This is a genomic window from Actinomadura soli, from assembly GCF_005889715.1.
Taxonomy (GTDB): Bacteria; Actinomycetota; Actinomycetes; order Streptosporangiales; family Streptosporangiaceae; genus Spirillospora; species Spirillospora soli.
The window spans coordinates 1-4,325 of the sequence record NZ_VCKW01000431.1; the positions used below are offsets into that span (position 1 = coordinate 1).

Sequence of the window (4,325 nt, forward strand, 5' to 3'; positions counted from 1 at the left end):
TCCCAGAGGGGTTCCGATGTGCGGGAGCGGCGACTGCGGGCCAGCCGTCCCCCGCGCGCGGCGCCTCCCGGCGGGCGTAAGGGCGGCCTCGGTGAACGGGCGGGCGGGTGTTCGACCGAATCAGGGGTGTTCGGCGCGGATCATGACGCGGCGGAGGAGGTCGGAGAGGGTGCGGCGCTCGTCCGCGCTGAGGCCGCCGAGCAGCCGGTACTCCTCGTGGCCCACGCGGTCCATCGCGCCCAGCCAGGCGGCGCGCCCCTTGGACGGCATGGCCCGCCGTCCTCCACCCCCCACCAACCGCCAATCGATCGACGCGCTTAGCTCGGCCCATCCCCTCCGCGGCCGGGACTTCCGGCTGCTGTACGGCGCCCGCATCCTGTCCCTGACCGGTGACGCCGCCGTACCCGCCGCGCTCGCCCTCGCCGTCCTGCGCGCGACCGGCTCCACGTCCGCGCTGGCCCTGGTGCTCGGCTGCGCGATGGTTCCGCGCCTGCTCCTGCTGCCGATCGGCGGCGTCGTCGCGGACCGTCTCAACGCGCGAGGCGTCGCGCTGGCCACCGACCTCGTCGGCTGCGCCGCCCAGCTCTTCGCCGCGATCGAGCTCCTCGGCGGACGGCCGCAGCTCTACGCGCTCGCACCCTGGGCCGCGTCCGCTTGGGGGACACCCACTCCGCTGCTGATCGCGGCCTTCCTGGTCGCCACCTCATGCCTGGCGACGGCTGCGGTACCCGGCGTCCGGCACCTGACCATGCCCACCGCCGAGTGCGCACCGCGGCCGGGTTAGGCGTTGCCGCCCGGTTGTGCACCGCCTCCCGGTTGGGCCTCATCCCCAGCGGGATGTGGCTCGGGGTCGCCGCCCGTGATGCCGTGCTGCTGCTCGTCGGACGGCGGTCGCACGGCCTGCGGTTCGTCGCGTTGCTTGGGCTCGTCCAGTCCGATGACCGGCGGGACGTCCTCGGCGGACTCCAGCGCGGACGACGCCTCCGCCGCCTTCGCCAGCTCCTCCTCGGCCTTCGCCAGGCGCGCCCCGAGGTCGAGCCTGGCCTTCTCGCCCTCACCCTCGCCGGAGCGCCCCAGACCGCCCGCGGCGCGCTCGAAGAACCGCAGGATCTCGACCGGCAGCGGCATGACCAGCGTGCTGTTCTTCTCGGCGGAGACCTCCACGACCGTCTGCAGCAGCCGGAGCTGAAGGGCCGCCGGGTCCTGCGACATGATCTCCGCGGCGGCGGCGAGCCGCTTGGACGCCTGGAACTCGCCGTCCGCGGTGATGATCCGGGCGCGGCGCTCGCGCTCCGCTTCGGCCTGCCGGGCCATCGACCGCTTCATGCCCTCCGGCAGCGAGACGTCCTTGATCTCGACCATCTCGATCCGGATGCCCCACGGCCCCTCGGTGATCTCGTCGATGATCCCCCGCAGCCGAGTGTTGATCTTCGCGCGCTCGCCGAGGAGCTCCTGCATGTCGGCCTGGCCGATGACCGACCGCAGCGACGTCTGCGCCACCTGGGAGACCGCGTAGCCGTAGTTCTGGACGTTCACGATCGCCTTCACCGGGTCGATCACCCGGAAGTACACGACGGCGTCGACGCGAACGCTCACGTTGTCCTGGGTGATGCCGTCCTGCCCCGGGACGCCCATCGTGACCGTCTGCCGGCTGACCTTCTGCATCCGCTCGACGATCGGCACGATCGCCGTGATGCCGGGCGCCCGGACGGCGCTGGGACGCAGCTCACCGCCCCGCTGCACCTGCCCGAACCGGAACACGATGCCGTGCTCGTACTGCTGGACGACGCGGATCGACGCCGCCAGGACCATCAGCCCGCCGACAAGGAGGACGAGCAATATGACAAGGGCCACCGCTTCCATCCCGGGCACCTTTCTCGCGTGGTGGGCCGGGGCCGCGGGGAGCGCCTCCGGCCCCAGCAGTTCTGAACCCGTGAGGTCCAGACGGAACCACCCGGTGGGCGGTCCACGTTTCCCAGCTAACCGCGCGGGCAGGCCGAATGACAGTGCCCGCGTGAACGATCTTGGACGAACCGTGTCAGGGATCACTTGCACGAGGACGGGCGCACTCTGAAGTGTTTGCCGAGTGAACGATATGGTCGATCGGGTGAGCGCGAGAGACACCGACTGGGACGGCGTACGCCTCCACGTGGTCACCGGTAAGGGCGGCACCGGAAAGACGACGGTCGCCGCCGCGCTCGCCCTTGCCCTGGCCGCCGGAGGCCGCAAGGTCCTGCTCGTCGAGGTCGAGGGACGGCAGGGCATCGCCCAGCTTTTCGACTGCCCGCCGCTGCCCTACGGGGAGCGGCGCGTCGCGGTCGCGCCGGACGGCGGCGACGTCTACGCGCTCGCCATCGACACCGAAGAGGCGCTCATCGAGTACCTCGAAATGTTCTACAACCTCAAGCGCGCCGGTAAGGCGATGACCAAGCTCGGCATCATCGACTTCGTCACGACCATCGCGCCCGGGCTGCGCGACGTGATCCTCACCGGAAAGACCAGCGAATCGGTGCGCCGCAAGAAGAAGGACGGCTCGTTCATCTACGACGCCGTCGTCATGGACGCCCCGCCCACCGGCCGCATCACGAAATTCCTGAACGTCAACGACGAGGTCTCAGGGCTCGCCAAGGTCGGGCCAGTGCGCAACCACGCCGACACCGTGATGAAGGTCCTGCGCAGCCCCGAGACGGCCGTGCACTTCGTGACTCTCCTGGAGGAAATGCCCGTCCAGGAGACGATGGACGGGATCCGCGACCTCACCGACGTCGGGCTGCCCATCGGCGGTGTCGTCGTCAACATGGAGCACCAGCCCGTCCTCACCGAGGACGACCTCGCCGCGGCCGCCGCCGGCGCGCTGGACACCGACGAGATCGTCCGGGGCGTGAAGGCCGCCGGCCTGGAGCACGACGCCGAGTCCATCGCCGCGGAACTCGCCGCCGAGGCCGCCGACCACGCCCGCCGCACCGCCCTCCAGCGCCGGGAGAAAGAGCGGCTGGAGTCGATCGACCGTCCCCGCTACACGCTCCCGCTCCTGTCGGACGGCATGGACCTCGCCGGCCTGTACGACCTGGCCGCCGCCCTCCGCACCCAGGGCGCCGCATGACCGGCCGCCAGTCCGGGCCCTCGCCCGCGCGGCGCCGCAGGCCGGGAAAGGCGAACCGATGAGCCCGACCGGCAAGACCCCGCCCGCGCTCGACGTGGACGCGCTCCTCGACGACCCCCGCACGAAGATCATCGTGTGCTGCGGCTCCGGCGGTGTCGGCAAGACGACGACGGCCGCTGCCCTCGGCGTCCGCGCGGCGGAACGCGGCCGGGACGTGGTCGTCCTCACCGTGGACCCGGCCCGCCGCCTCGCCCAGTCGATGGGCCTGTCCGAGCTGGACAACAACCCCCGCAAGATCGAGATCGACGGCGACGGCGAGCTGCACGCCATGATGCTCGACATGAAGCGCACCTTCGACGAGATCGTCGAGGCGCACGCCGACCCGGACCGGGCCAAGCAGATCCTCGCCAACCCCTTCTACCAGTCGCTGTCGTCCAGCCTGTCGGGCACGCAGGAGTACATGGCGATGGAGAAGCTCGGCCAGCTGCACCGCTCCGGCGCCTGGGACCTCATCGTCGTGGACACCCCGCCGTCCCGGAACGCGCTCGACTTCCTGGACGCGCCCGAGCGGATGGGACGCTTCCTCGACGGCCGTTTCATGAAGATCCTCGCCGCCCCGGCCAAGACCGGCGGCCGCTTCGGCGTCAAAGTGATCAGCGCCGGGTTCGGCGTGTTCACCGGTGTCATCAACAAGGTCATCGGCGTCCAGCTCCTGCGGGACGTGCAGACGTTCGTCGCCGCGTTCGACACGATGTTCGGCGGGTTCCGGGAGCGGGCCGAGAAGACCTTCAAGCTCCTGCAGACCCCCGGGACCGCGTTCCTCGTCGTCGCGGCCCCGGAGCCGGACGCGCTCCGCGAGGCGTCCTACTTCGTCGAACGTCTGGCGGAGGAACGCATGCCGCTCGCGGGGCTGGTGGTCAACCGCGTCCACGGCTCCGTCGCGGACACGCTCTCTCGTGGGACGACGACCTCCCGGAACGACCTGTTGTCCGCCGCCCGCAGCCAGGCCGCGGCCGAGACGCTGGAGGAACGCGGGGAGCACACGCTGACCGCGGCACTACTCCGCCTGCACACCGACCGCATGCAGCTCGCCGCCCGCGAGGAGCGGCTGCGCGACCATTTCGCGTCCACGCACCCGACCGTCCCGGTCACGGCGGTTCCGGCACAGGCGGAGGACGTCCACGACCTGGACGGCCTGCGCCAGGTGGGCGAAGACCTCGCC

5 protein-coding genes are annotated in these 4,325 nt (G+C 71.2%); 3 read left to right on the forward strand and 2 right to left on the reverse strand.

Annotation, left to right across the window (positions count from 1 at the left end):
• Nucleotides 1-120: 120 nt before the first annotated feature.
• Nucleotides 121-270: a hypothetical protein gene (locus tag ETD83_RS39855; protein WP_205718153.1), complete on the reverse strand. Its 150-nt coding sequence runs from the start codon at nucleotides 268-270 to the stop codon at nucleotides 121-123.
• Here ETD83_RS39855 and ETD83_RS39860 point away from each other — a divergent pair.
• The gene (locus tag ETD83_RS39860; protein WP_138650438.1) at nucleotides 269-784 is read left to right on the forward strand and encodes an MFS transporter; all 516 of its coding nucleotides are present in this window, start codon (nucleotides 269-271) and stop codon (nucleotides 782-784) included. The two genes, ETD83_RS39855 and ETD83_RS39860, sit on opposite strands and share 2 nt — an antisense overlap.
• Here the strand turns inward: ETD83_RS39860 and ETD83_RS39865 are convergent.
• Complete coding sequence (locus ETD83_RS39865) at nucleotides 781-1,863, reverse strand: slipin family protein (RefSeq protein WP_138650439.1); 1,083 nt, start codon at nucleotides 1,861-1,863, stop codon at nucleotides 781-783. The two genes, ETD83_RS39860 and ETD83_RS39865, sit on opposite strands and share 4 nt — an antisense overlap.
• A 244-nt stretch (nucleotides 1,864-2,107) precedes the next feature.
• Here ETD83_RS39865 and ETD83_RS39870 point away from each other — a divergent pair, with 244 nt between their 5' ends.
• Nucleotides 2,108-3,103, forward strand: coding sequence for an ArsA-related P-loop ATPase (locus ETD83_RS39870; protein WP_138650440.1), 996 nt, complete (start codon nucleotides 2,108-2,110; stop codon nucleotides 3,101-3,103).
• Between the two features lie 58 nt (nucleotides 3,104-3,161).
• A partial coding sequence (locus tag ETD83_RS39875; RefSeq protein ID WP_138650441.1) for an ArsA family ATPase occupies nucleotides 3,162-4,325 on the forward strand: 1,164 nt, incomplete at its 3' end.

Excerpts from the sequence above, each read along its gene's own strand:
- ETD83_RS39855 (WP_205718153.1), bottom strand. The coding sequence starts at position 270 with ATGCCGTCCAAGGGGCGCGCCGCCTGGCTGGGCGCGATGGACCGCGTG.
- ETD83_RS39865 (WP_138650439.1), bottom strand. The coding sequence starts at position 1,863 with ATGGAAGCGGTGGCCCTTGTCATATTGCTCGTCCTCCTTGTCGGCGGG.
- ETD83_RS39860 (WP_138650438.1), top strand. The coding sequence starts at position 269 with ATGGCCCGCCGTCCTCCACCCCCCACCAACCGCCAATCGATCGACGCG.